A 25,242-nucleotide genomic window follows, 5' to 3' on the forward strand; every position below is an offset into this window, starting at 1 on the left:
GGCACGGGCGCCGCCGGCACGGCTCGGGCGACCGGTCGCCACCGCGCCTGCACACCTCGCCCTTGTCGTCGAGGGTCAGGGCGACCATCCGTGGGTCCACGACCACCGTCCGACGAGCTTCGTGCTCGAGTGAACCGCCCGTCAGGGTGACGTCCCACCTGGTGGTGCAACGGTCGGGCCGTTGTCGGCATGGGCGCCACGTCGGGAGTGGCCATCGTGTGATGGTCGGGACCGCCAGTCACGGCGAGCAACAGGCGTGAGGGGCGAGCGCCTCCTGGCTCTCGCCCCTCACCGTGATCGGTCTCAGCGCCAGAGCACCGAGCCGGCGATGATCACAGGCCGGAGCACTGCCCTGTCCGGACGCCCGTGTTGGGTGTGCCACCGTTCACGAGGGCGGGGGTGTTGCCGGTGCAGGACAGCGGTCCCGTCGAGGTGTTGCCGCCGATGACGATCGGGAGAATGCCGGTGGCGTTGCCGCTGATCGTGACCGAGCCGCGCACGGTGTTTCCTACGTACGTGACGCTCGCGGTGGTTCCGGTGATTGCGACCGCGCCGTTGATCGACGTGTTCTGGACGTCCACGACCGTGGCACCGGTCGCGGTGAGGCCGCCGCTGACGAAGGCGCCGTCGACGATCACACCGGCGCCCTCGGACACCGTGACGCCCCCGAGCACCCGAGCGCCCTCGGTGACGCAGGTGACGCCTTCTGTGACCTGGAGGCCGCGGTTCACCCGGTCCGTGATCGTCCGATCGCACAGCACCTTCAGCCTGACCGTCACGTCGAAGCGGTCGGACACGGTGTTGCCGGCGTTGTCCATGGCGGAGCACTCCACTGTCGTCGTGCCCAGCGGGAACACGCTGCCCGACGCGGGCGTGCAGGCGACGTCGCCGGCTACGCCCGAGGTAGCGTCAGTGGCGTTGGCGGCGTAGTCGACCGTCGCTCCGGAGAAGCTGGTCGACTCGACCTCGATGTCGTCCAGCGGCTCCAGCACCGGCGCGACCGTGTCCACGTTGTACGACACATCAGGAGTCCACAACCTGACCGCGTCGCCACCCAGGGAAGCGTCTCGATACTCGACTTGAGCCCAGTTCGTGCCCTCTTCAGCATTCAGAGGCAACGTCATGCCTTGAACGATCCCGGTAGTGATCTGTTCAGGCGAGATCATCCGAGGCCCGCCATTGTGGCCCTCGATCAACTGCAACCATGCCGGTGCCAGGCCAGTGCCGTTGAAGTCGGTCCAGTCCACCTTCAATCGCGGCACCTCGTTCACCCAGGCGCCGTCTTCCACCACGGTGCCGTCGGCCTTGACCACAGAGGCGTCCACGTGAACCGGGGAGTTGAAGCTCGTCATCACGGCCTCCCACTCCTCGGACGTGATGGGAAGCACCGACCCGTGGCGCGGGCTGACCGGCAGCGACCAGAGCGGCGACGTCGGCGATTGCGCTGTGCACGCGGTGGAACGACCCGTGATGTTGCACCAGGACTGGCCCAGGAATTCCCACTCGTTCGGCGCCTTGTCCATGCTGTCCGAGCGCCAGGCCACATAGCCGCCGCCGGACGCGTAGTCGATGAACACGTACCACATGTCCTCGGTGTTGTCCTTGAACACCAGCGGACCTTCGAGGTTGCCGCCGGTCAGGCCCGGAATCTGCCATTTGCTGGAGCCGTTGGGATTGCCGACCATGGTCCACGCGTTCGGGCTCTCGGCCAATGCAGTGATGGGATTTCGGTTCGTCACATATGGCGTGGTCTCTTCCACGCCCCACGTGTCGTAGAGGTCGTCCAGGGAATCGATGTACTGCAGCAGAACCCGGAACCCGTTCTCGTCCTTCGTCAGGCGGTAGATCTTGTCATTGGCCTGGATCATCGTCGAGTCGATCATGCCCCACCCCTGCTGGCCGGTCGACCGGTCCAGGTTGATCCAGGTGGTCGGTTCAGTGAATGTCACGAAATCTCTGGTCGTTGAAACTCGAATCCGGTTGTAGGAGATCTGCGAAGTGTTACGCGTGGCGATATTGTCGTCCGGGTACAGATTCGACGCCCAGAACACGATGTACTGACCCAACTCGGCATCGTAGAAGGCCTCTGGTGCCCACACGTTTCCCGCATGGTCATCCTCAACCTTGATAAACCGCGGCTCAGACCAATTCACTAGATCGTCCGACTCGTAGACCACAAGATTCCGCGAGCCTCTGGACTGCCGGTAAGACCACGACTGGCCGTCCTGGAAGGTTTTCAGATCAGTGGCCAGCAGATAGAAGCGGTCGCCGTCGGCGGAACGAATCAACGACGGATCACGCAAACCGGTCTGCCCCTTAGGCGGATTCACGGTCTGCAGAATCGGCTGTGAGACGGCTGTTCCTTGGTCGTAGTTCAGCTCATACCAGTTGAACGGATCGTTGCCCTTCGACGCGCTGAGCCAGATCTGCTCGCCGTTCCTGCCGCCATCGTCCCCACCATGGAAGGACGCGAACAGGTAATGGTCATAAGTCTTCTCTTCCGGCAACGGCGTCACCGTCACGTCGTAGTCGCAAGTCGCCACCGCCGCATTCTGAGTCGCCGTGGCCGTCAACTGCACCATGGCAGGGGACGCACCCGCCCCTGGACGAGTCACCCAGCCCGATGTCGAGACAACGTTCGGTGCACTCGACTCCCAGGACATCGTCGAACCCCACTCCGTGCCGACGGTCGGCAGCATCAGATGCCCGCGCACATCGGACACGTCCGCCTTGATCGCCGCGGTGCAATCCAGCTGCGCCTTCTCATTGTCGAAGGGCTCGGTCAGCTGGGCCGACGCCGACACCGTTCCCGGCGTCCCGAAACAGAGAGCGCTTGCTGTGCCCATGGCAAGGAGGCCGGCCGCGGCACGGCTGCGTAGTTTCCACCTCTTGCGGAAGGAGGGCGACAGGGGATTCGACATTGCTCACTCCTTTGTGGAGCACTCGCGCTCCGCCGCGCGACGGAGCGGTCGACGGGAATCATGCTCGTACTGCCCGCTGCGGGGGACAGTGTGATGTGAGCGCTCACATTGTGCCGATGATAGCGGTAACACGAGTGGAGGGGGGCTGGCTCAGATCACGGTTTGATAACGCGGGCATCGAGGGTCGTCTCGAGGCCGTCTGTGCGGCGGGCCGCGAGCCCGGGTCTCGAGCGACCGGGGGCCGGATCCACGCACAGCTCAGCAACGCCGCGTCCGTCGGCCACGACGGTGACGGGGATCAGGACCCGTACGCGAGGAACCCGCGATCGACTGGGCGGCCGGTCGGCGAGCCGCCGATGCTGGACCGGTGGATCGTCGGAAAGGTCCACGCGCTGCCGCTGCCGTGGACGAGGGGACGCCGACGTGCTCAGCCCTGACGATCGTGTGCCATGCACGGCGCGGCGGCTCGTGCGTGGCCTGGCGTCGGCCGGGCACGTCACTGACGCACGAGACGACCGACTACGGTGCTGACCGCCGGCGATGTGGGCGGCTTGCAGCAGGGAAGCGGGGCGCGAGTCGTACCGTGGCGGTGGTCAGGGCCGGTTCCGCTGGCCCACTGACCCCCGGCGGACGAAGTCGCGCAGGGCACGCGGGACGCTGCGGCGCCGCAGCGCGGGGGTTGGGGCCGCGGCGGTCTCGCGCATGCCATCGACGATCTCGCGCAACACCGTCACGGCGTCGACGCTGGGCGACCAGCCGAGCTCACGACTAGCCCGCGAACAGTCGAGCAGCGGCAGCGCGAACCCCATGTCCAGCCACCCGGTGTCCACCTGTTGGAGTCGGGCGTGCCAGGCCGCGGACATCACCGTGCGCACGACGAGCGACGGCACATGGATCGGGCGCGCACCGAGCACCTCGGCGATCCGGTCGGTCGTGATCGGCGGCTCGGCTGACAGGTTGAACGCCCCGCCGACCATCCGGTCCAGCTCGCGGACGACCGCGTCGGCCACGTCGTCGGCGTGAACCACCGGGAAACGGAGGCCTCGGTCGAGCGGGACGACAGGGATGTGGTCGAGCACCTTCGCGGGGACGATCGCAGGTACGCCGTACCGCAGCAGCGCGCTCCCCGCCGTCTTCTGCCCGACGATGCCGGGCCGCATCCGGCTGATCACGGTGCTGTGGCCTGTCGCCTCGTGGTGGTCGAGGAGCCGCTCGGCCGCGGCCTTGTGGACGCTGTAGCGCGAGCTGCGCACCCCGCTGGTCGGCCAGGACTCGTCGACGCGCACGTCGTCGGACTTGGGGGAGTAGGCGCCGACCGAGGACATGTGCACGAGGTGCGGTACGGCGGATGCGGTGACTGCCTCGAGGACCCGCCGGGTGCCCCCGACACCGAGCTCCTCGAGGTACTTCAGGTCATGGGAGGGTTGGAAGCCCCACGCAAGGTGGACGACGGCGTCGGCCCCGCGGAACGCCTCGATGAGTGTGCGCACGGACTCGTCGAGGCTGAGGTCGACCGCGTGCCACTCGACCGCGTCGCCGCCCGGCACGACCTCGGGGTCGTCCGGCAGCCGACGGGCCAGACCGACGATCTGGTGCCCGCCGGCGCGCACGAGCCGACGCAGCAGCGCCGTGCCGATGTTGCCGGTCGCGCCGGTGATGACGATCCTCATGGCGAGCCTCCGTGCCGTGCCGCCGACGCAGGCCAGCGGTCCCGTCCGGCGAGACCGGCAGCACGCGGCGCGCGTGGCCGACCGGACCATGTCGCCGGACGAGGGGCTGCAGACGACGCGCTCCAACAGCAGCGACCCGGCGGTGCGTCACCGAGTGTGGTCGGGGTGTCGCCTGCCGGTCCCGTTCTTCCCGCCCCGTCGCCAGGCCGATGGCGACCTTGCCGGTCCCACGGACGACACTCGTGGCGCCGATGGCGCCGGGGGGTTCTGTCGTGTGTCATCGTGCGGTTCCTTCACTTCGCCGTTCGCGCGGTCGAGTTGGTGCGATGACGGGTCCGGACGGGTCGGCTCTTCAGTTCCGTCGCTCGCTGGCGTAGTCAGGGGTGTGCATGACGAACCAGGGCGATGGGGTCTTTCCATACCCAGCTGTTTCGGGCAGACACGCCTGTGTCTTCCGGTAAACGGGCGTGTGCCGGGTCGGGAACGATCGGAGACCTTCCCGGGCGTCCCGGTCCCGGAAGCCCGAGGGGTGCAGGTCTGACTGAACCGGGGCTGGGACAGCAGAGACTGTTTAGGAAGCCGTGACTCGGGCACCGGTCCGTTCATGAGCACAGATGGCCGCGCCCAGACGTTCGCGGATGCCCTGCAACAGTTCGAGGAGAGCGGCGACGGGGACCAGCTCGTCGGTTGCTTCGCCGAGTCGCCCGAGCTGGTCCGATCCGAAAGCAACAGGTCCACCCCGCAGGACGTGGCCGAGTTCTGGAGCAGCTACCGCAACCAGTTCTCCCAGGTGCGGACCGAGTTCACGACGATCCAGGAAGGCGGCGACCTCGCAGTGCTCGAGTGGCACACCCGTGCTCGGCTGGACGCCGGCCGGTCGATCGAGTACGACGGTGTCTCGGTGCTGACCTTCGACGACCAGGCCAAGGTACGCCGGTTCGCCACCTACTTCGATACCGCTGCGTTCCTTCCTGCTCAGCAGTGACTGGGGGTCTGTCAGTTGACCGGTCTGCGGGGTCCGGCGGGTTCAGTGAGGGTCGCACCGGCGAACCGCACTCATGAGCCACTGGTCGACGACGATCTGTTCCGCGCCGCGCAGGATCGCGTGGCGCCAAGGCTCCTGACGTACTGATCCGGCAGCCATCGGCGCAATCGCTGCGGCAGGTGCGGCGCGCCAGGCGTGATGCCTGGCGCGCCGCGTCCGCCGGTGGGCCCGGTGACTCAGCCGAGCGCGTCGATCAGATCCAGCAGTGCTTGCTTGAGCGTGGCCTGGCCGGCAGAGTCGTCGACTTGCCTGAGGGCGTTGTTCAGCTGAGCCAAGGCCGGCCTGGTGTGTCCCTTGTCGACCTGCTCCTCGGCCTTGTCGACAGCCTGTCGGACCCTGACGGCGGACTTGGCATCGATGTCAGCGGCCCGGACGACCTGGTCGAGGTTGGCGAGCACCACGGCGAAGCTCGGCGCCGCGACCAGCTCAGACATCAGCTGGGAGTTGAACTGGTCCAGCTGTACCTCGGAGGCCGCCTCGATCTCGTTCGCGGTCAGCTGCTCGTTCGCCGACAGGCCGTACGTGTCGAAGCCACGGGCGATCTCGGTGCCGTAGATGAAGCCGTTGTACCAGTAGGCCGACCACAAGCCACCGAGGTTGAGCCCAGAAGGGTTCGGGGAGTTGATCGGGCCACGGTCGAAGAACGCGATCTCGACCGGGTTCGCGGTATCGGTGAAGTCGACGACCGAGACGCCGCCCTGGTACCAGGCCTGGACATAGATGTCGCGGTTGGGCACGGGGATGACCGACGAGTTGTGCGCCACGCAGTTCTCCTGCGACGTCTGCGCTGCGGGCATCTTGTAGTAGCTCGCGAACTCCATCTGTCCGTCGACGATGTCGAACAGTGCGTCGGCACCCCACTCCGGCAGGTCGGTCACCCGGCAGCGGGCGGCGGTGCCGCCACCCCACTCGTCGGTGAACATGACCTTGGTGCCGTCGTTGCTGAACTGGGCCGAGTGCCAGTAGGAGAAGTTCGGGTCGGAGACCGCGTCCAGGCGCACCGGGTTCACCGGGTCGGAGATGTCCAGCAGGATGCCGTTGCCCTGGCAGGCGCCGGCGAGCAGCCCGACCTCCGGGAACGCGGTGACGTCATGGCAGGTGTTGGTGTTGGGCAGCGGCGAGTAGGCCGTACCGGACGGGTGCAGCGCGCCAGGAAGGGTGTTCTGCAGGCCGTTGAAGGCGCCTGTGTCGGGGTCGGTGAAGATCCGCGGTCGGCTGACGACCTCGGCGTCCTCGGGAGCGTCCAGCGGGACCTTGATGACGTCGATGCGCCACTGCGTCGGGTTCCCGCTGGTCACCGGGTCCTGAGTGAGCGCAGCGTTCTCGCACCCCGCCAACTCCAGCGGCGAGCGCACCCCTGCGGTGCCCGAGTTGTAGACGTAGAGGTTGTGCGGGTCGTCCGGGTCGGTCACGAGCGTGTGGGTGTGCGAGCCGCGGCACAGCTGCACGCCAGGCAGCTGGACCGGGTTGTCGAGGTCGCTGATGTCGAAGATGCGCACGCCGCGGAACCGCTCCGGGTTCACCGCGCCGGGTGCGCCCTGCGTGCCGCAGTCGATGCGCCCACGCGTCTCCTCGACCGAGATGAAGAGCAGGTCGCCGAACACCGACGGGTCACCCTGACCGCCCGGGCAGACGAACGAGCTGCGCAGGACCGGGTTGGTCTGGTCGGAGATGTCGTAGATCTGGAAGCCGTTGAAGCTGCCGACGATCGCGTGGTCGCCGGTGAATGCCAGGTCGGAGTTGGCGAACCCGAAGTTGCCCGGCGGGCCGTCGAACGGCGCCACCCGCGGGTCGTTGTCGAGCAGGTCGAGGTTGCTGCTGGCTTCTGACCAGGGGAAATATCCCGGCTCGAGGCCGACCCGAGGGTCGTCGTCCTGCGCGGAAGCCGCCGCGGGGAGAAGGCCGCCGAGCAGGACCATGGCCCCGATGACCGTGACGCTGCGGCGGCGTCTGATGCGCGGTTTCCGCGTGGGAACTGCTGGCTTCATTGCCACGGGCTCTCCACCTCCGAAGTACCGATCCGGGCTTGAGCTGCGAAAGCCTACTATTCTCTTATTTCAGACATTTGGGGAGATCATTGCCGATGTTGATCGCTCGTCGAACGCTCCTCGCCGTGCTGGCGGTCGGCGTCGCCGCGGGGTGTACGTCCGACGACGAGGCGGACCCACCTCCGGTCGTCCAGCTCGGCCCGCCGGGCGAGACGGGCACACCACTCACCGACGACGAGGTCACTGGGCTGGACCAGCCCCAGTACACCGATGCGGACGTCGCATTCGTCCAGGGCATGATCCAGCATCACGCGCAGGCGCTGGTCATGACCGACCTCGTCGCCGACCGCGCCGGTAGCGACGACCTCTCCCTGATGGCCGAGCGGATGGACGTCTCCCAGCGCGACGAGATCGCGCAACTGGAAGAGTGGCTGGAGAACCGGGGCGAGGACGTCCCCGACGCGTCCGGCGAGCACGGCCAGCACGGTCAGCATGGCGAGGATGGCCAGTCGATGCCCGGCATGCTGACCGACGACGACCTGGCCCGGCTGGAGGCCGCAACCGGCCGGGACTTCGACGAGCTGTTCCTCCTGTACATGATCCGCCACCACGAGGGCGCATTGGTCATGGTCGGCGAGCTGCTCTCCGGGGGCGAAGGCGGCCAGGAGTCGGCGCTGTTCCAGCTCGCCCAGCACATCGACTCCGACCAGAGCATCGAGATCGCCCGGATGAAGAGCCTGCTGGCAGAGATAGCCGCATCCCCGGGCTCTTGAGCGACCGGCTACTCACGCTCACACCTCGCGTTCCGTGGCGAGCAGGTGCCGCGTGGACGTCTCGAAGAAGCGCGGGGCGATGTCGTCCTCGATGGACGGCGAGTCCGAGACGCCGATCACGACCGAGGCGCCGGCCAGTTCACGGACGGACTTGGCGCCGGCCCGGTCGGCCATGAAGCGGTGCACGACGGGATCGTCCGCCGGGCCGGGCTGTCGGTGGGCAGTCCGGTAGTCATGGCGAGCTCGGTGACGGGGCGCTGGGTCGCGCTCATGATGGCCGCTCGGGCGGGGACCGCGGGCTCCACGCGAGCTTCGGGATGTTCCCGCCCGTCGAGTACGAGCACGCCCACTACGCTGCTCTCAACCAAGACCCGCAACCCGTATCAGAGCGGCAGAGAACCTGGGGCGCTTCACCTGGTTCGAACCCAGCTACCGCCGCCAAGCACGCCTCGGTCGACTCACACCCATCGAGTACGACCCACATGGGGCGTCATGGGATGGTCGGGATCGCGAGGCCGGCCGCGCCGGGCCGCGAACCCACCGACGTCGGGCGCTGCCGGGTCAGTAGATCCAATCCCAGCCGGGCCCGGCGCACTCTCTCCTGGCTGAGCGCGACCGTGGTTGCCTCGAGGTGCGTGCCGGCCGGATACACGTCTGGCGCGTTGCGTAGGCCGAACTTCACGTGGACGGGCGCCGCGATTTCGACGATGCGGGCGATCTCGTAGTGGCGGACGAAGCCGCCGATGTTGTCCGGTGCTTCTACGTAGACGTCGAGCGGGACGTCGACGGTGGCCCGAATCGCGGCCAGCTGTGGCAGCGTGAGGTCGGTGGGGACGTTGATGGTGTTGGCGCCGAGGTCCTCGAGGACGCGGGCGGTGGCGGCGTTGGCGGCCGGCAGCATCACGGAGGTCTTGGCCTGCATGTCCGCGGGGAGATCACCGGTGGCGCGTAGCCGGCTGAAGACGTCCAGGACGCCGATGTCGGCGATGAGGACGCTGCGTATGCCGTGTTCGGCGGCTCGGACGATTTCGTCGACGACGGCGGCCAGCTGGTCTTGCCCGCGGGTGGTGGGTGCGAGCACCGCGCCGGCCGCGGAGCGTGCCATTGCCGAGGTGTCCCAGCCGGCGCAAGGCCGGGCGAACAGGCTGACCTCGATGTCGGCGGCGGCGGCCGTGGCAGCCATGCGGTCCAGCTCGGTGTCGGTCATGAGTCCGACGCCGGTGCCTTGTGAGACTCGGGTGACGGGCACCTCCAGTGTGCGGGCGGTGTCGAGGACGGCGTCGAGGCAGGCCGGGCCCTCGACGCTGGGGATCTCGACCCGGTACTCGGCGCCGTCGGCGAACCGCAGTGCCGAGGCCGGCAGGTTGTAGGCGTCTTCACCGGGGAGCCCCGCCCGGCTCACCAGCTCCATCGGCGTGGCCTGCGTCGGCGCCGTCACGAGTGCGCCCCGGCGAGAGAGTCGCGCCGCTCCCAGCCCTCGCGGACGAGGTTGAAGTGCACGTGCGTGCGCGGGTGCTCGGCGCACGCGTCGTGGTCGAGCCGCAGCCCGAGGCCGGGTGCCGTCGGAGCTGCGAACGCGCCGTCGACGGCGTCGACCGTCGGGGAATCGGTCGTCAGCCCGGACACCCACGAATCGGCGAAGTCGTTGAAGTGCTCGAGCACCTTCAGGCCTGGGGCGCTGGTGGCGAAGTGCACGTTCGCCGCCGTTCCGACCGGACCGCAGACGTTGTGCGGGGCGAGCTGCAGGTTGTACGCCTCGGCCCAGCCGGCCAGCTTGCGCAGGCCGGTGAAGCCGCCGATGTGGGTGAGGTCGGCCTGGATGACGTCGACCAACCCGCCGGAGATCAGCTCGCGGAACTCCGGCACCGTGTGCACCCGCTCACCGGTGGCGATGGGGACGGCGGTAGCCGCGCGCACCAGCCGCAACCCGTCGACGTCGTGCGGAGGGACCGGCTCCTCCAGCCACTCCGGGCTCAACGGCGTCAGCTCACGGGCAATACGGGCCGCCGCCGCGCCGGTGAATCGGCCGTGCATCTCGACCATGATCGAGACATCGGGGCCGACGGTATCGCGCACGGCTCCGACGATGTCGATCGCCCGGCGCAGCTCCGCGGCGGACAACTCCGCCGTCGCGGCGCCGAACGGATCGATCTTCAACCCGCGGTAGCCGCGTTTCACCACGGCGGCAGCGAGCTCGGCGATCTGCTCGGGATCGCGGCTCCCCTGGTACCAGCCGTTCGCGTACGCCGGAATCCGTTCGCGCATGGTGCCGCCCAGCAGACGGTGGATCGGCACGCCAAGCGCCTGGCCCATCAGATCGTGGCAGGCCATGTCGAGCACGGCCAGCGTGGTGGCGGTGACCTCGCCGACCCGGCCGTACTCTTCCCACGACACCTTCCATGCCAGCCGTTCAACGTCGAACGGGTCGGAGCCGATGAGGTGGCGCTGGGACAACTCGGCGATGCAGGCGAGCAGCGTGTCGGTCTTGTTCAGCATGCGTGCCTCGCCGAGACCAGTGCGTCCGTCGTCGGTGTGGACCTCGACGAACGTCAGCTCACGCCACGGCGTGCCGACGACGGTGCTTCGGACATCAGTGATCTTCACGCGAGCTCCCTGCCGGTGGAATCGATGTTCGGGGTCGAGAGGTCGATCGGGCGGGAGATCGCCGTTCGCAGGTCGTGTCGGGTGTGCACGAGGTGCGAGCGCATGGCCGCGGACGCCGCTTCCGGATCGCGTGAGCTGATGGCGTCGAGAATGGCTCGGTGCTCGGCGAGCAGAGCGTCGATGGACTTGCCGCGCACGAGGTAGCCGCGCAGGCTCTCCAACCGGCTGTTGTGCAGCGGTTCCTCCATGCCCTCAACGAGGAAGCTCAGCATCTGATTGCCGCTGGCCGCGGCGACAGCGGCGTGGAAACGGACATCGGCGAGGTTCAGCGCCTTCTCTCCCTCGGCCCGGTACATGGACTCGAGGCTCAGTTCGAGAGCGGTCAGATCGGTCCGGCTGGCCTGGGTGGCGGCCAGCTGGGCTGCGTGGACCTCGATGGCCATCCGCACCTCGAGCAGGTCGAGCAGGGCTCGCGGGTCGCGGCGCAGCGCCGCGGTGAAGAACCCGCTGACCGGTGCGGCGTTGGGGAAGGACACCGTCGGCCGGCGGCCCTGCCGGATCTCCAGCAGGCCGCGGGCGCTGAGGTTGCGCACAGCCTCCCGCACGGTGAGCCGGCTGATGCCCAGGTGCGCCGCGAGCTCGGCTTCCGAGGGCAGCGCGGAACCGGGTTGCGCGTCACCGGCGAAGATCAGGTCCTCGAGGTGCCGGACCGCTCGATCGGTCAGGGGCTCGGATCGATCGTCGCCGTCCTGGTTGTTCGCCGCAATGCTCTCCGCCACGTGAGTCACTATGACAGATATCTGATGAGCTTCCAAGTGGTGGTCGCGGTTATTGGATCGGCGCTATCAGGTTGTGCGCGCTATATCCACTGGTGGAGGGCGGGGATCCGGCGTCAACTGACCGCTTGGAGGCGGTGGCGGCGGAGACCTCGGCGGCACCCGTGATCGTAAAGGGTCGGCTACGCATCTGATAGGTGTCAGCACATTCTGGCGACGGACAGATGTGGACCGGCCCGAGAACGGTAGATCTGATGAGGCGACGGGAATGCTGCGGGTCGGCGCCCAGAACGCATTCCATGTCAACCTGCTCATTGTGGGGGCCAGCGGCGTGAGGCCGTGGCGGAGTCCGCGGTAGACCTGGCCCGGCGCGGGCCGCAGCCGGAACGGAGCGACCCGATCACGGTCGCCATCAGGGGCGCCCAACGAATCGACGATGTCCAAGCCGCGCCGACAACTCCTCGGCCGCGACGGCAGCGTAGCGCCCCAGCGCGGTCTCAAGCCGATCCGACCGGTGCACCGGTACGGAAATGCTCAACCCCGCAGCGACCTTTCCGCTGGCGTCCCGAACCGCGGCGGCGACGCAGCGCACATCGAGGTTGGACTCGCAGTCGTCGTAGGCGAGTCCGCGCTGTCGCACCCTGGCCAACTCCGCTAGCAGGGCGTCGAGCCCCGCGAGGGAGTGCGGAGTCATCTGCGCCCACTCGAATGGGCCGGCGTAGCGTGCCGCCACCTCGCTGTCGCTCAAGCCGGCGAGCATCGCCTTGCCCACCGCGGTGCAATGAGCGGGGAGACGTTTGCCCACGGCCGACACCATGCGCACCGCCTGCGGACTGTCGGCCTTGACGAGATAGACCACCTCTGTGCCGTCGAGGACGGCGATGTGGACGGTCTCATCGCACTGCCGCACGACGTCGTCGGCCACCTGCTGGCCTTGCTCGGTCACATCGATTCCCTCGGCGTAAGCGCTGCCGAGCTCGAACAGGCGCAGACCGAGGCCGAATCGGCGCCCGGTCGGGTCCGTCGGGCGAAGGCAGTTGCGAGCCACGAGAGTCTGCACCAGCTCGTAGGTCGTACTACGCGGCAGTCCCAGCGCCGCCGTCATTTCCGGGACCGATCGCGGTCCCTGCCCGTCGAGGAAGAGACCCAGCAGCTCCAGCGCCCGCGCTACTGCGGGCACCTCACGTCCTGGTCCAGCCATCCTCACCGCCATTCGCCCAGGTGGCCCGTCAGCGCCCGCGCACCACTCGTATCGCTGCCCGGTCCGGTCGACCGGCCACGATCGGCCGGCCGCATGCGCGTACGCACCACGGCCGGCCGATCCGCCGACGGGGTCGCCACCGTCAACTCTTGCCCATCACTCGTCGCCGGCTGTCACAGGTCGTCGCACTGACCGCTCGTCGGTCCCCGGACGACGTTGGCGAAGCCTTGGTCGACGGGCGCCGGCTCGTTGTCCGAGCAGGCGAGTGGACCAGATATCCGATTGTCGGCGATCACGGTGACACCACGGACCCCGGTGACGCTGACCGGGCCGGTGACCATGTTGCCGTCGCAGCCGTCCTGAGGGCTCCCGAGCGCTACGCGGGCTCCGCCGGCGATGGTGACCGGCCCGGTGATCCGTGAACCGCAGAACTCGATCTCGAGCGCATCAGTGGCACGGACCGGCCCGGACACACGAGAGTCCGCCGAACGTAGCCCCGCCCCCGCCGCGACGGTGATCGGTCCGTTGACCGTCGCGCCATCGAGGCAGGTCACGCCGTGCGAAATGGTCATCGGGCCGGCATGGCGTCCGGTCACGACATCGAAGCACGGAAGCTCGTCGACCCTGGTGAACCTCCACTGCTGCGGTGGCCACTTCGCCGCCTGGGTGAGGTTGCCCGCGGTGTGGTCGCCGTCGCGCCGGATGCCGCCGACGACGTCGGTGCCGATGTCGCCGTCGCAGTTGTACGAGGCGGCTGGGTCGCAGACGTTCTCGATCTCGACGGCGAGGTTGGTTCCCTCGGACACGGCTCGATGGAAGCCGTGTCCGGTGTCGTCGAGGTTCCACCTCTGCAGATCCGACGACTCGTCGCATGGCGCGGTCACCACATCGGTGGCGATCTCGCCCGAGTCGTCCGCCATGGCGAGGCAGAGCTCGCCGTCGGCGCCCATGCCTCGGAGGCGCCATGTGCCGTCAGGTGCGGCGTGCATCTCCCAGATCTGCTCCGGTGCCGAGTCGTCGCAGTGTGCCTGGATCACGTTGCGGTCGTCCGCTGTGAGGCAGCGGTCGCTGACGACCGGGTTCTGCAGGCTGTTCGGGTCGCTGATGCTCCCGTCCTGGTTGACCAGCCGGTAGTGGGCGCCGTCTTGCAGGTCGTACGGGCCGCCGTCCGGTTCATTCAGGTACGGCCAGCCGTCGTGCCAGCTCATCGGCCAGATGCCCAGTGTGTTCTGGGGCCGGTACGCGTGGTAGACGAGGTGGTACACGTCGTCCTCGACGAAGATGTCCGCACCTCCAGGAGCCCGGTACAGCCCTGATGGGGTCACATCGGCAGCCGCCACCCGACTGTTGAGGATGATGCTGCCGCCGCCCTCGGCAAGGTCGACACCGTTCTTGTCCACGTACGGTCCGTAGATGTTCTCGGAGCGACCGACGATGATCTTGTACGTGTTGTCGTTCCCGTTCGCGCGGCAGCACCAGTCCCAGGCCGCCATCAGGTAGAAGTAGCCGTCCTTCTCGAAGATGGACGGCCCCTCGATGCGGTTGAAGTTCGGGCAACTCGGCTGCGGATACGGACACCCCGGGGTGAGGATGGGGAACAGATCGCTCTCCCGATGAGCGATCATTCGGCGCTCGCCCACGACCGAGACCATGTCCTCACCCAGCTGCTGGATCATGATGCCGTCGAAGTGCGAGCCCCACACGATCCACCAGTCACCGTTCTCATCAGGCCAGATCGCGCCGTCGATCGCGTTGAAGGTCGCGTGGCCGGGATCCTGCGAACCAGATCTGATCACCGTGCCGCGTTCGACATAACTCGCTGGGTCGTCGGGCGTCTTCGTGGTCTTGAGCCTGATCGACGAGTTGTTCGTGCCGAACGAAGAACTCGAGTAGTAGTAGTAATAGGTGTCCTCGATACGCTGCACGTGAGGTGCCCAGCCCGCCGCCGGCACGCTGCCGAGGTTGGTCCAGGGCCCCTCGAGGCTCGGGGCGCTGCGCACCAGGCCTCCGGTTGCCGACACGTAGTAGGTGTCGTCGTCCTTCCACAAGGTCGGGTCGTGCAGCGAGACGGACCCGGTCAACGGGATCTGGCCCGGCGACTCATCGATCAGCTCGCCGGCCTGGTCCGCCGGTGCTGCCTCGGCCGTCGCCTTCGGCGGTTCCGCGGCCGTCGCGGTCTGGGTGAGCAGCGCCGCCGGGATCGCGGCCACCGCTAGGATCGCCGCAGCCTGGGTGCGCCACGGCCGGTGCGGTCCTGCAGTATCGTGTTTTGCCAGCATTACCAGCTACCTTCCTGATCTGCCGCGTTGGCCCGCCCACTCATTCGTCATGCGTGCAACGGCAGCCCGGCGCGTACATGGCCTTGTCGCTGATGCTCAGCTCACTCCTCTCGGTCACGCGGTCGGTCTGGATCGGTGAGCCGGACGACGTTCCAGCTCGCGGGCTTCAGGTAGGCCCGTGCGGAGCCGTGGCCGGAGGTGTCGACGGGCACGGACACGGGGATCACACGGTCCGGATTCGTGCTGCTGTTGGTCGCTGCGAGGTCGTCTCCGGACAGCACGGTGTGCTCGGTGATCCGGTGTCGTGCGAACGCGTCGTGCCGGATCGTGAGCTCGACCGGTTCGGCCGGGTTCCGGTTCACGGCGAAGATCGCCACGTCGCCGGAGTCGTCGTCGTAGGTGGCGACGGCGTGGACCGCCGGCACGTCGCCGTAGCGGGCAGTCGCCATGACTGGTGCCACCGGGTCGACGCGCAGTACGCGGCCACGGGCCAGCCGGGCGGTGAGCGCGAAAGGGTGGAAGCTCGCTTGTCGCCATGCCGGTCCGCCCGGCTCGGTGCGGATCGGCGCGATCGCGTTGACGAGTTGGGCGAGGCAGGCGACCGTCACTCGGTCGCAGTGCCGCAGCAGCGCGATCAGCAGGCTGCCGACCACGACAGCGTCCGCCACGGTGTAGGTGTCCTCGATCAACGGTGGCGCCTCGGGCCAGTCGTCCGGAGGTCCTTGCTCCCGCCAGTCGGTCTGGTCCCACACGTTCCACTCGTCGAACGACAGATCGATGCGCTTGTTCGCCCGCCGCTTGGCCCGCACGTGGTCGGCGGTCGAGACGACGTCGTCGATGAACGCCTCCATGTCGACAGCCGATGCCAGGAAGCTGGCCAGGTCGCCATCCTGCAGGTGGTAGTACGCATGCAGCGAGATGTAGTCGACCTGGTCGTAAGCCTCTTGCAGAACCGTGGCTTCCCACGCGCCGAAGGTCGGCATTCCCGAGTGCGAGCTCCCGCAGGCGACCAGCTCCAGCGACGGATCGATCATCCGCATCGCGCGGCCGGTCTCCGCGGCCAGCCGGCCATACTCGGCGGCCGTCTTGTGACCGATCTGCCACGGTCCGTCCATCTCGTTGCCGAGGCACCAGAGACGGATGTCGAATGGCTTCGTGTGGCCGTGCGCCTTGCGCAAGTCGGACCAGTAGGTGCCGCCCGGGTGATTGCAGTACTCCAGCAGATCGCAGGCGTCCTGGACGCCGCGCGTGCCGAGGTTCAACGCCATCATGGGTTCGATGCCCGCCCGATGACTCCAGGCGGCGAACTCGCCGAGGCCGAAGGCGTTGGTCTCGGTCGAGCGCCATGCCGGGTCCAGCCGCTGCGGCCGGGTCTCCCGCGGCCCGACGCCGTCCTCCCACCGATACCCGGACACGAAGTTCCCACCTGGATACCGCACCGTGGACACTCCGAGTTCTCGGGTCAGATCGAGCACGTCGGTTCGGAACCCATCGTCATCGGCCGATGGGTGAGTAGGTTCGAAGATCCCCGTATACACACACCGGCCCAGGTGCTCCACGAACGAGCCGAACAATCGCGGCGGCACCTCGGCGATGCGGAACTCAGGGTCGATGGTCAGGATTGCGCTTTGCACCGAAGGTCACTCCTCATCGTTCGGGCTGGAGCACGGTGGCCGGAGAAGGGCAGCCGGCACCGCGGACAGGTCGCGCTGGGCCGTACTGAGCTTCTTCCGCGGGCGGAGGGTCACTTGGTGCCAGTGCCGAACTGCCCGAGTCCGTTGATGAACTGCTTTCGGAGGAGCACGAACATGAGCATGATCGGCACTACCGCGATGACTGCGACAGCGATCACCAGGTCCCATCGCGGCCGGTACAGGCCGACGAGCGTGGTCATGCCGACGGATAGGGGGTAGTTGCCCTCGGATCGCATGACGATGAGCGGCCAGAGCAGATCGTTCCACTGCTCGAGCGCGAAGATGATCGCCAGCGTTGCCAGCGCCGGCTTCACCATCGGGAGCACGATCCGGAAGAAGATCCGGTAGTCCGACGCTCCATCCACCCGCGCCGCGTCGAACACCGCCTGTGGCAGGCCGAGCATGTACTGGCGCATGTAGAACAGCCCGAACGGATGCGCCAGCATCGGCACGATGACCCCGAGATGCGTGTCGATCAGGTTGAGCTGGATCATCAGCAGGAACAAGGGAATCAGCAACAGATGGAACGGCAACATCTGCGAGGCGAGGATGGACACGAAGATCGTGTTGCGGAACGGGAACCTGATCTGCGCCAGCGCATAGGCAGCCATCGTGACGACGACCAGGGAGCCGACCGTCGACCCCACGGTGAGGATCACCGAGTTCGCGAACCACGAGACGACGGGCGTTTCGTTGAACACGGTCCGGAAGTTCTGCAGCGTGAGCGACGACGGAAAGAACTGACCCGCGTCGGCGAAGATGCGCTGCGGCTCGCGCAGCGAACTGACCAGAAGCCAGTAGAACGGGATCAGGAACGCTATCGCGATCACCGCGACCACCGACGTCATGGCGATCTTCTTCACCGTCGGCCGATGAGACGTACCGCTGCTGATGAGTGGCTTTCGCTGGGCAACGGTCATCGTTCATCGGTCCTTTGCGAAGAAGCCGAACGCCTTCAGCATGATCAACGAGAACACCATGATGATCGCGGCCAGGACGACCCCGATCGCGGACGCGTAGCCGAGATCGAAGGACGTGAACGCCGTGCGGTAGAGGTGCACCACGGCGCTCAGCCCACCTTGGCCCGGCCCACCGCCAGAGCCCCAGAGGACCAGCGGCTCGACGAAGAGCTGGAATCCGCCGAAGATCGTCAGGACGGTGACGAACAGGATGATCGGTTTCGACAGCGGCACCGAGAGATGCCAGAACTGCCGGATCGGTCCGGCGCCATCGACAGCAGCTGACTCGTAGAGCTCGTTCGGGATGTTGGACAGGCCGGTGGTGAAGTAGATGATGTTGATCCCGGTCCACCGCCACGTGGCCATGATGATCATCGCCGGGATCGCCAGATGCCGGGTTTCCAGCCACGCCTGTGCGGGCACTCCGAACAGTCCGAGGAAGCCGTTCAGCAAGCCGTTCGTGGACAGCAGCAGGGAGAACACCACGCCCACCACGACGAGCGAGGTGAGCACCGGCAGGAACAGGATGGAGCGGAACATCGACTGTCGTGCCACCCAGCGCGAGCGCAGGATCGCGGCGAGGACGAACGGTACAGGGATCAGCACCAACAGCGTTCCGATCGTGTACAGCATGGTGTTCCGAAGTGCCGTGAAGCCTGTCCGATCCGTCAGAACTCGCTGGTAGTTGTCCAGGCCCGTCCACTCGGACGAGCCGATTCCCTGGATCTCCTGGAAGCTCAGGACCACGGCGTAGCCGACCGCGTAGACACGAAAGACGACGTAGAGCACGAGGAACGGCAGGAGGAACACCATCGCCACGACTGCCGGACGGTGGAGGAACGGCCTCTTCGGCTTGCGCCCGCGCGGGGAGGTGCCGGATCGCGCATCGGCGTGTGTGGTGTCGGTCGCCATCGACTGCTTCCTTCCGTCCCGCTGATACCGTCCGCGCTCGTGGCTCGCAGCCTGGCTACGAGCCCCGAGCCACGGACGGAGATGGAGGTCGTTCGGCGTCGTCCGCCGGCCTCCCTAGTCGAGTGAGCGGATCTCCTCGGCCGCTTGGCGAAGTGCCTCGGCCGGATCAGCGCCTTCCTCGACGACCTGATAGGCGACGACGTCGCGCAACTGGAGCACGGCCTCCGGGTACCGAGGCCCGGTGAACTCGGGCGCCAGCCGGTCGAACATCGCCTGCACGTTGGTCATCACCGGCTCGTTGCCGAACCACGGGTCGGGCGCGGTCAGGGCCTCGTCGTCGTACACGTCGTTACGGAACGGGTCGAAACCGAGGTCGGTGTACAACGACACCTGGGCGTCATAGGTGAGCTTGGCGAACTCGAGGAACGCCTTGGCCGCTTCGAGCTTGTCCTCCTCGATCTGCGTGGTGATCGCAGTCCCGGTGCCGCCGCCCATCGTGCTGATGAACCCGTCCGGGCTGAACTCCGGCATCGGCCGGATGAGGATCTTGCCCTCGGTCTCGGGCATGAAGTCCTTGAAGCGCGTCACGTACCACAACGGCATCCACACCGAGGCGTACTGGCCCTCGTTCAATGCTTGGTAGTAGGGCTCGCTGTGGTGCTGGCCGCCGGCGCTGGCCGTGGCGATCTCGTGCTCGTGCACCATGTCGGAGATGAGCTGCAGCGCCTCGATGTTCTCCGGGCTGTCCAGGATGAGTTCGTTGTTCTCGTCGTAGGTCCCGCCGCCGTTCTGCAACATGGGGCCGAGCACGGAGAAGCGGTCGGTCGTCTCGATCGACGCCATCCAGGCATCGGTGTTCTCGACGACCTGCTGCCCGGCCGCGATGTAGTCGTCCCAGGTCACGATCGAGTCGACGTCGACGCCCGCCGCGTCGAGGATCTCGGAGTTGTAGTACATGACCCACGCGCCGAGGTGATAGTCGATGCCGTACTCGACGCCGTCGGCCCGGTACGGTGCGGTCCGCTCCTCGACCAACTCGCTGCGGTGGTTGTCGATGATGTCGGTCAGCGGGTGCAGTGGCACGTCTCCGCGGAGGAACGTCGCGAAGCGCTGAATCTCGATGTCGACGATGTCCGGGGCGCCGGAGCCGGATTGGAGGGCGACCAGCAGCCGGTCGTGCATGTCCTCGAAGTCGGCACTCGAGGCGTTCAGGATGATGTTGTACTCGTCGCTCTGCTCGTTGAACTCGTCCGCCCGCGCCTGCATGAAGTCGGTATGAGCGTCGACGAACGTCCAGAACTCGAGCTCGATGTCCTGAGCCTCACCGTTCGCCGCGCCGCCATCTCCGTCCGCAGCCGAGTCGTCATCACCCGACCCACAGCTCGCGGCGACGAGGAGTCCGGCAATCAGGACCGCCTTCCATCGAAGCCGACGGCGACCGAATCCTGTGATCGCTAACATGCTCGATCCTCTCGACGTTGAGCCTGACCTGACTGGAACGCAGTTCGCCGCGGAGGGCAGCTACACGACTTCGTCCGATGGGGCGGATCCCGTCCGGGTCATCGGACAGCTCGAAAGCTAGTCGTGACCCAGATCACGGTCAAGACATCTGATAGGCTTCGTTACCTCTTCGTTACGCCCAGCTTCCAGCAATGCTATTTTCCTGAGGAACGCCCTGCCGATGGTGGCCTAGGATCGTCCCGTTGCGATCATTGTCACGCTGGAGCGCGGTCCGACCTGTCTGATAAGTATGGCGCGGGAGGAGGTGCTGAGTACGCGCGCCGACCAGTTCGAGGTCAACAGGTTCGCGATGCGCGAGGCGGCCATGTCACTCCCGACAGGTGGACTCGTTGAAGTCAGCCGGTCCGTCGAGAAGGAAAGGGACTCATGAAACGTCGAAGCATCATCACGAGGTTGGCCACTCGCATCGAATCAGCCTGCCGCTCTGCCGCACGGACTCGCTCTCGTGGGGGGACGACGAAGGTCGACAAGCCTCGCGCGCAGAGCCTTGCGGCGGTGGCGGTTGGCTGCAGTCTTCTCCTCGCCGGAGCCGCCGCCCCAGCTGTCGCGAACACCGTCGACGACCTCGACCTCGGTCCCCAGGTGATAAAGACGGACGAGGGTCCCACTGGGTACGCCGTCACGTTCCGATACAAGGCGCCCGACGATGTCGAGCAGGTGCGGATTTGGGGGGAGTGGCAGTTCTCCAGCATTGAGACCCTCGTCAACACGCGCACTTCAGACGGCCGCATGGGATGGGACTGGAGGCCAGGGGACACTGTGGCCGCTGCCGGTCCCGGGTTCTTCCCCGCCTTCCCAGCCTCGGACATGACCCTGGGGGAGGATGGCGTATGGACCTGGACCACGCCGCTGCCCTCCGGGATGCACTCCTACCGCTTCGTCCATGACTGCGGGGGGCCTGCGGGCATCGACGGCTGCACCTATCACTACGACCCGGCGAATCCGCCGTGGTCGGCTGGGCTGACCCCTACGGGCGCCCAGACACTGAGCTCGGTCTTCGTGCCGGAGCACCCGGACTTCCCGACCTACGACACCCGCAACCATGCACCGACGCCGCCGGAGCTCACCGGGACGTTCGAGCACCGCGAATATGTCTCGCCGGCTTCGACGAATCCGCCGGGCAAGCACCACCTCGTGGCATACCTGCCCGCCGGCTACGACGCCGACCGTCGAGTGCCCTATCCCACGCTCTATCTGAGCCACGGCTTCGGGGGCAACGAATCTCACTTCTTCGTGCAGGCTCTCGCCAACTACCTCATGGAGAACCTCGTCGCCGACGGCCACGTGCAGCCGATGGTCATCGTCGCGACCAACTTCAACGGGATCCCGGGTGGCGACGAAGGCTATGCGCGGGACCTGATAGACAACGTCATCCCGTTCATCGAGCGGGAGTACAACGTGTCCACGCTCCCGGAGGACAGGGCGTTCGGCGGGCAGTCGATGGGCGCGCAACGAGGCATCAGCCTGCTGTACAACCACACACCTACCTTCCATTACTACGGCCTGTGGGCAGCGGCTGGGGGCGGCAACCCCAACGCGACCCAGGTCGAGAACATGAGAGGTGTGCGCGGCGGCATCCACATGGGCACGGGTCTGCAGGACTTCGTCGGCAACATCGGCCCGAACTCGATTGCGCGGGCGGCGACCCTGCGGAGCCATGGCCTTGAGGTGGTGGAACACAACGTGGACGGCACCCATACCTGGGTTGCCGCCCGTCCGCTCCTCGAGGACTTCCTGAAGAGCGTCGTCTTCCGTACCACGGAGACGTCCCTCTTGGTCGAGACCCGCGGCCACAGGGTCACCCATGTCTCCGCCACTGTCGAACCACTGGGCACCAGTCAGGCGGTTCCGACCGGGCTCGTGGAGTTCCGCCGTGGTGACGAGGTCCTGGGCGTCGCCAAACTGAACGCCCGTGGTACCGCCCGCCTACGCCCGCCCCTTCCCGGGGCGGCGGAGGGCATCGAGGCCCGTTATCTGGGCGACGATCTCTTCAACGGCTCTGACAGCGGGCCCACGGATGATGCGCCGTAGTTGGAGATGTCGGCCGTGGCGTACACCCAGCGTGTCCGGGTCGGGCGATGGTGACGGCGCATGTCTCGAACGGGAATCGGTGTCGGTGGATGCCGGGTACGACGCGATCTTGTGTAGTTAGATGACCAACGGTGGCCCGGCCGGCCAGCCCGGCGCCGGTTGGGCCGCCGACCTTCCAGAGTGCGGCGCGGCGATCCAGGCCGAAGCATGCGAACGCGCCGGCGGTGGCGAGCGCGTCGAGGGCGGGCTGGGGACCTCGGCGCGGCGCACGAGGTCGGCGATGTCGCTGTAGGTGCGGCCGGCGGCGATTCTTTCGGCGACGTCGTCGCCGAGGTGGCGCCGTGACCGGGTGCGCTACAGCAACTCCGCCGCTGCGTGCCCCGTACGGTTGCGGACGGGTGCCACGCCCCTTTCCGCACACGTGCCCTACGGCCAACCAACGACGGCTGATAGAGGTCTGTAGTCCTTCACAAGACACCTCCGGAGGTGCCAGAAGGGATCGGTCCGATTCCTTCGAGGATCTGGCGTGGGCGCGCCGGTCTTCCTGGCTGACCTCCGGAGGTCGTCCATGTCTGTCGATGATCGCGCATCGACGGTGGTGGTGGCTGTGGACGTGGGTAAGAGCACGGTCGCGTCGTCGGTGACCGATGAGAAGAGGCACCGGCTGTTGGGGCCGGTGGATGTCGCGATGACCCGTTCGGGTCTGGAGGCGACGCTGGCGCGGATCGGTGAGGTGATCGCGCCGCAGACAGGCGTCAAGGTCGGCCTCGAGGCGGCCGGCCACTATCACCAGCCGCTCCTGACGCCGGCGGCGTGGCCGGCCGGGTGGGAGCTGTTGGAGCTGAACGCGGCCCATGTCACCGAGCAGCGGCGGGTCCAGGGTCAAGACCGATGATGTCGACCTCGTCGCCCCCGGGCACTGCGCGAAGACCGCTTCTGCACGAGATCCACGTCACCGGCGGAGACATCCGCCGCATCTGCCGACCTCACCATCAGCGGCCGGGACTGAGATCGGGTGGAGTCTCGATCATCCCGTCCTGCCCGGGTCGTGAGGTACAAAGGGCGGGCTATCGTGCGGATATGACAACGACACGGGCCGGCTGGCAGATCGACGAGGTGGCGTCCATCGGCCGAGAGAACCTGGACCCGGCTCACGTGGCCCGATACGACGACAAGGAGGATGCCGGAGCAGCGCAGGAGGTTGCGTTGCTCGAGTCGCTGGGATATGGGACCCAGACCGTGCTCGTCGACCTTGGAGCCGGTACCGGTCAGTTCGCCCTCGAGGCCGCTCGGACGTTCGGCCGAGTCGTGGCGGTCGATCCGTCTCCGGTGATGCTGGCCAGATTGCGCGAGTCTGTCCGGCACCGCGCCTCGAACCTCGAGGTCGTCGAAGCCGGCTTCCTGACGTATCAGCATCAGGGTGTGGCACCTGACGTCGTCTACAGCCGCTGGGCTCTTCACCACCTGCCCGACTTCTGGAAGTCCATCGCGCTGCACCGGATGCGGGCGATGCTCCCGGTTGGAGGTCTCCTGCGCTTGTCCGACGTCGTGTTCTCCTTCGGCCTGGGCGAAGCCGAGGAGCGGATCGAGAAGTGGTGCGCCGTCATCGGAGCAGACGACACCGAATGGACCCGCGAAGATGCCGAGGAGCACGTGCGCGACGAGCACTCGACCTACTCGTGGCTCCTGGAACCGATGATCGAGGCGGCAGGCTTCGAGATCCGCGAGGCGAAGTACAGCGACGATCGCTTCCTCGCCGACTACCTCTTGGACGCCGCCCCTCTGCCCAACGCGCAGAGGATCGGGGCCTAGGCACGGCGAGCTCGAGCCTCCACGCCCGCTCCCAGCACCGAGGATGCTCAGGTTCGCACCCCAACCGTCAATACTCATGCGAACCTCCAACCTGCCACCGGCCACGTCACCGTCCGTTCGTCGTCCATGACCTCATCATCGGGGGAAGTCGACCCTCAGCCGGTGAGAGATCTGCTCCGGGCTCCACGCCAGCGACCAGCGCCGATCCTGCCGGTGTGGCTTGTTCAGCCCCTTCCATGCCGGCGGCGTCGGGCCTGCGACGACCGTGCCGTCGGGTCGGCGGACGTTCCCGGCGAGGCGTTCCTGCACGTACTCACGCAACTCATCGTTGGACACCAGCTTCGCGGTCTTCGGTCGCTTCGCGGCCTGCTGTGACTTCCACTGCGCCACCAGTGCCCGATACTCCTGCTTCCCGCTCCGGGACGCGGCGTTGCGACGCAGTTCCCGGGAGATGGTCCCGGGATCACGCCCGAGTCGGCGTGCGATCTCCCGCACGCCGACGTCCTTGGCTCGTAGCAGCGCGATCTCCTCCCGCTCGGCGAACGACAAGTAGCGGCCCGAGGGCTCCTCCAGGCTCAGCGGCGCCATCCCGCCAGCGTGACGGAACCATCGGATCCCGACTGGAGCCGACACGCCCACCCCAGCGGCGGCCTCGACGGTCGTGACCCCCGACGCGATCAGGCGCCAGAACTCTCGCTGCACCGCACGCGACGGCTCCGGCCGGCCCGGGGACCGCATCGGCACCCGCATCGCCCGATCCGCGGCCCACTGCCGCCGCGCCCCCGCCGGCGCCTCCGGCAACTGCTTCCTCGGCCCTCCCACCGCACACCTCCATCATCGAGGTGTTGCGACGACCACTTGAATCCACCCTGGCTGCCGGCGTCGGAGTGGTGGACCAGCCCGGTCGTGGTCCAGGCCGCGTCGGCGCGGTGGCGGGTGTGCAGGGCCTGCCGGAACGCGTCGATGACCAGCGAGGCCTCTCGTGAGGTGCTCACCCGCCAGCCCAGGATGCGGCGGGAGAACACGTCGACGACGAACGCGACGTAGCAGAACCCG

Annotated in this window: 21 protein-coding genes and 1 pseudogene; 7 read left to right on the plus strand and 15 right to left on the minus strand. The window is 67.3% G+C overall.

Features of this window, described 5'->3' with window-relative positions:
- Window positions 1-332: 332 nt before the first annotated feature.
- Both E1212_RS06405 and E1212_RS06410 read right to left on the minus strand, forming a co-directional pair.
- Window positions 333-2,921, minus strand: a complete 2,589-nt coding sequence (locus E1212_RS06405; RefSeq protein WP_131980487.1) for an immunoglobulin-like domain-containing protein — start codon at window positions 2,919-2,921, stop codon at window positions 333-335.
- A 593-nt stretch (window positions 2,922-3,514) separates the two neighbouring features.
- A complete protein-coding gene (locus E1212_RS06410) occupies window positions 3,515-4,591 on the minus strand; it encodes an NAD-dependent epimerase/dehydratase family protein (protein WP_131980489.1) in 1,077 nt (358 codons plus the stop codon).
- Between the two features lie 604 nt (window positions 4,592-5,195).
- Between E1212_RS06410 and E1212_RS06415 the strand changes: the two genes are divergently transcribed.
- On the plus strand, window positions 5,196-5,576 hold the full coding sequence (locus E1212_RS06415) for a nuclear transport factor 2 family protein (RefSeq protein ID WP_131980491.1): 381 nt from the start codon (window positions 5,196-5,198) through the stop codon (window positions 5,574-5,576).
- A gap of 236 nt (window positions 5,577-5,812) precedes the next feature.
- On the opposite strand, the gene E1212_RS06420 is transcribed toward E1212_RS06415, so the two are convergent.
- Window positions 5,813-7,555 carry a hypothetical protein gene (locus E1212_RS06420; RefSeq protein WP_203416504.1) on the minus strand — a complete coding sequence of 581 codons (1,743 nt, stop codon included), beginning with the start codon at window positions 7,553-7,555 and terminating at the stop codon, window positions 5,813-5,815.
- A gap of 194 nt (window positions 7,556-7,749) precedes the next feature.
- Here E1212_RS06420 and E1212_RS06425 point away from each other — a divergent pair, with 194 nt between their 5' ends.
- Window positions 7,750-8,397: a DUF305 domain-containing protein gene (locus tag E1212_RS06425; protein WP_162605347.1), complete on the plus strand. Its 648-nt coding sequence runs from the start codon at window positions 7,750-7,752 to the stop codon at window positions 8,395-8,397.
- Window positions 8,398-8,415: 18 nt separating this feature from the next.
- Here E1212_RS06425 and E1212_RS29280 read toward each other — a convergent pair whose 3' ends face one another.
- The 10 genes from E1212_RS29280 to E1212_RS06470 form a co-directional block, all read right to left on the minus strand.
- Entirely contained in the window at window positions 8,416-8,583 is a 168-nt protein-coding gene (locus tag E1212_RS29280; RefSeq protein ID WP_162605348.1) for a hypothetical protein, read from the minus strand.
- Window positions 8,584-8,887: 304 nt separating this feature from the next.
- Window positions 8,888-9,808: a U32 family peptidase gene (locus tag E1212_RS06430; protein WP_131980529.1), complete on the minus strand. Its 921-nt coding sequence runs from the start codon at window positions 9,806-9,808 to the stop codon at window positions 8,888-8,890.
- 23 nt (window positions 9,809-9,831) lie between these two features.
- Window positions 9,832-11,001 (minus strand): mandelate racemase/muconate lactonizing enzyme family protein, encoded by a 1,170-nt coding sequence (locus E1212_RS06435; protein WP_131980497.1) that lies wholly within the window; start codon window positions 10,999-11,001, stop codon window positions 9,832-9,834.
- Entirely contained in the window at window positions 10,998-11,780 is a 783-nt protein-coding gene (locus E1212_RS06440; protein WP_162605349.1) for a FadR/GntR family transcriptional regulator, read from the minus strand. The genes E1212_RS06435 and E1212_RS06440 overlap by 4 nt, the downstream gene beginning before the upstream one ends.
- 409 nt (window positions 11,781-12,189) lie before the next feature.
- The gene (locus E1212_RS06445; RefSeq protein WP_131980501.1) at window positions 12,190-12,978 is read right to left on the minus strand and encodes an IclR family transcriptional regulator; all 789 of its coding nucleotides are present in this window, start codon (window positions 12,976-12,978) and stop codon (window positions 12,190-12,192) included.
- A gap of 173 nt (window positions 12,979-13,151) precedes the next feature.
- Entirely contained in the window at window positions 13,152-15,188 is a 2,037-nt protein-coding gene (locus E1212_RS06450; protein WP_162605350.1) for a family 43 glycosylhydrolase, read from the minus strand.
- A 170-nt stretch (window positions 15,189-15,358) separates the two neighbouring features.
- Window positions 15,359-16,891, minus strand: a complete 1,533-nt coding sequence (arfA, locus tag E1212_RS06455) for an arabinosylfuranosidase ArfA (protein ID WP_131980505.1) — start codon at window positions 16,889-16,891, stop codon at window positions 15,359-15,361.
- Window positions 16,892-17,001: 110 nt separating this feature from the next.
- Window positions 17,002-17,871, minus strand: coding sequence for a carbohydrate ABC transporter permease (locus tag E1212_RS06460; protein ID WP_131980507.1), 870 nt, complete (start codon window positions 17,869-17,871; stop codon window positions 17,002-17,004).
- A gap of 3 nt (window positions 17,872-17,874) precedes the next feature.
- Window positions 17,875-18,822: a carbohydrate ABC transporter permease gene (locus E1212_RS06465; protein ID WP_131980509.1), complete on the minus strand. Its 948-nt coding sequence runs from the start codon at window positions 18,820-18,822 to the stop codon at window positions 17,875-17,877.
- Between the two features lie 114 nt (window positions 18,823-18,936).
- Window positions 18,937-20,088: an ABC transporter substrate-binding protein gene (locus tag E1212_RS06470; protein WP_162605351.1), complete on the minus strand. Its 1,152-nt coding sequence runs from the start codon at window positions 20,086-20,088 to the stop codon at window positions 18,937-18,939.
- Window positions 20,089-20,097: 9 nt separating this feature from the next.
- Here E1212_RS06470 and E1212_RS29285 point away from each other — a divergent pair, with 9 nt between their 5' ends.
- The 5 genes from E1212_RS29285 (at window position 20,098) to E1212_RS06485 (ending at window position 24,186) form a co-directional block, all read left to right on the plus strand.
- The gene (locus E1212_RS29285; protein WP_162605352.1) at window positions 20,098-20,280 is read left to right on the plus strand and encodes a hypothetical protein; all 183 of its coding nucleotides are present in this window, start codon (window positions 20,098-20,100) and stop codon (window positions 20,278-20,280) included.
- Between the two features lie 558 nt (window positions 20,281-20,838).
- Window positions 20,839-22,374 carry an Ig-like domain repeat protein gene (locus E1212_RS06475; protein ID WP_162605353.1) on the plus strand — a complete coding sequence of 512 codons (1,536 nt, stop codon included), beginning with the start codon at window positions 20,839-20,841 and terminating at the stop codon, window positions 22,372-22,374.
- Window positions 22,375-22,495: 121 nt separating this feature from the next.
- Window positions 22,496-22,666, plus strand: a complete 171-nt coding sequence (locus E1212_RS29290; RefSeq protein ID WP_162605354.1) for a hypothetical protein — start codon at window positions 22,496-22,498, stop codon at window positions 22,664-22,666.
- A gap of 234 nt (window positions 22,667-22,900) precedes the next feature.
- Window positions 22,901-23,269: an IS110 family transposase gene (locus tag E1212_RS06480; RefSeq protein WP_131980515.1), complete on the plus strand. Its 369-nt coding sequence runs from the start codon at window positions 22,901-22,903 to the stop codon at window positions 23,267-23,269.
- A gap of 260 nt (window positions 23,270-23,529) precedes the next feature.
- Window positions 23,530-24,186, plus strand: a complete 657-nt coding sequence (locus E1212_RS06485; protein ID WP_203416510.1) for a class I SAM-dependent methyltransferase — start codon at window positions 23,530-23,532, stop codon at window positions 24,184-24,186.
- 144 nt (window positions 24,187-24,330) lie between these two features.
- Here the strand turns inward: E1212_RS06485 and E1212_RS06490 are convergent.
- Both E1212_RS06490 and E1212_RS30715 read right to left on the minus strand, forming a co-directional pair.
- A pseudogene (locus E1212_RS06490) lies at window positions 24,331-24,936 on the minus strand (transposase); the annotation flags it as partial.
- Window positions 24,864-25,242, minus strand: a 379-nt coding sequence (locus E1212_RS30715; protein ID WP_162605355.1) for a DDE-type integrase/transposase/recombinase, incomplete at its 5' end; no start/stop codon positions are given. The pseudogene E1212_RS06490 and the gene E1212_RS30715, both read right to left, overlap by 73 nt.

Origin of the sequence: Jiangella ureilytica (genome assembly GCF_004348545.1) — a bacterium.
GTDB classification, from domain to species: Bacteria; Actinomycetota; Actinomycetes; order Jiangellales; family Jiangellaceae; genus Jiangella; species Jiangella ureilytica.

What these genes read in the sequence shown, in the direction of transcription:
- E1212_RS06405 (WP_131980487.1), bottom strand. Translation starts at nt 2,921, where the DNA reads ATGTCGAATCCCCTGTCGCCCTCCTTCCGCAAGAGGTGGAAACTACGC.
- E1212_RS06410 (WP_131980489.1), bottom strand. Translation starts at nt 4,591, where the DNA reads ATGAGGATCGTCATCACCGGCGCGACCGGCAACATCGGCACGGCGCTG.
- E1212_RS06415 (WP_131980491.1), top strand. Translation starts at nt 5,196, where the DNA reads ATGAGCACAGATGGCCGCGCCCAGACGTTCGCGGATGCCCTGCAACAG.
- E1212_RS06420 (WP_203416504.1), bottom strand. Translation starts at nt 7,555, where the DNA reads ATGGTCCTGCTCGGCGGCCTTCTCCCCGCGGCGGCTTCCGCGCAGGAC.
- E1212_RS06430 (WP_131980529.1), bottom strand. Translation starts at nt 9,808, where the DNA reads ATGGAGCTGGTGAGCCGGGCGGGGCTCCCCGGTGAAGACGCCTACAAC.
- E1212_RS06445 (WP_131980501.1), bottom strand. Translation starts at nt 12,978, where the DNA reads ATGGCTGGACCAGGACGTGAGGTGCCCGCAGTAGCGCGGGCGCTGGAG.
- E1212_RS06460 (WP_131980507.1), bottom strand. Translation starts at nt 17,871, where the DNA reads ATGACCGTTGCCCAGCGAAAGCCACTCATCAGCAGCGGTACGTCTCAT.
- E1212_RS06465 (WP_131980509.1), bottom strand. Translation starts at nt 18,822, where the DNA reads ATGGCGACCGACACCACACACGCCGATGCGCGATCCGGCACCTCCCCG.
- E1212_RS06470 (WP_162605351.1), bottom strand. Translation starts at nt 20,088, where the DNA reads ATGCAGGCGCGGGCGGACGAGTTCAACGAGCAGAGCGACGAGTACAAC.
- E1212_RS29285 (WP_162605352.1), top strand. Translation starts at nt 20,098, where the DNA reads ATGAGCGTCGACGAACGTCCAGAACTCGAGCTCGATGTCCTGAGCCTC.
- E1212_RS29290 (WP_162605354.1), top strand. Translation starts at nt 22,496, where the DNA reads ATGACCAACGGTGGCCCGGCCGGCCAGCCCGGCGCCGGTTGGGCCGCC.